General features: G+C 48.2%; 1 protein-coding gene and 1 pseudogene. Both read left to right on the forward strand.

Annotated features, from left to right (window positions below):
• Nucleotides 1–220 precede the first annotated feature (220 nt).
• Entirely contained in the window at nucleotides 221–541 is a 321-nt protein-coding gene (locus KO087_RS09525) for a type II toxin-antitoxin system RelB/DinJ family antitoxin (RefSeq protein WP_215508991.1), read from the forward strand.
• Nucleotides 542–720: 179 nt separating this feature from the next.
• Nucleotides 721–798 (forward strand): annotated as a pseudogene (locus KO087_RS09675) (IS200/IS605 family transposase); the annotation flags it as partial.

Raw genomic sequence — 798 nt, forward strand, 5'->3', positions numbered from 1 at the left:
CCCTTTAAGGGGTAGCCGAGTAATGTTAGCACGGGCAGACCACCGACGCCCTTCAGGCGCAGCTAGTAATGCAGGCCCTTTGGGCCGAAAAAGGAAAACCCCCGGCTACGCCGGGGGATGTTTATTTGTGTGGCTTTCTCCTTGGCGATGTGCGAAAGTGAAGCAACTGTATTGACGATGTGAAGACGCCGAGTTTATACTGGAAAAAGGGGGAAGAATTATGGCAAAATCGGCGATTATTAATGTGCGCATGGTGCCTGCAGTAAAAAGTGAAGCGGAAGCCATTTTAAAGGAAATCGGCTTGGCGCCCTCTGCCGCCATCGAACTTTTTTATCGACAAATCATATTAAAACGGGGGCTTCCCTTTTCGGTTGTGTTGCCGGAGCCCTCGCCGGATGTGGCCAATTTATCGAAAGAAGCGCTTTTGGATCTCTTGAGAGAAGGCATCAGAGATTTGGAAGTCGACCGGTCGGAAGAGGCGTCGGCGGTTTTCTCCCGACTCCTTGATGAACGATCAAGCGGTATTCGCCTCGGCGAATGAAAATGAATCGGGTAGAAAGTGAATGATAAAGGAATCGAGTGCAGACTCGGTTCCTTTTTTGCATTAGAAAACCCCCGGTTAGACCGGGGGTTCCGTTTAGCTTTAGCGATAATTGCCCGTTATTTCCAGCGTGATATGATGAGAGAGGTCTGCCAACCAATCACAATCAGGAGGAAATAATGACATCACTAAATCACACCCATAGTTTATCACACACAAAATGGAATTGTAAGTATCACGTAGTGTTTGCTCCGAAA

Source organism: Peptoniphilus rachelemmaiella, from assembly GCF_943169845.1.
GTDB classification, from domain to species: Bacteria; Bacillota; Clostridia; order Tissierellales; family Peptoniphilaceae; genus Aedoeadaptatus; species Aedoeadaptatus rachelemmaiella.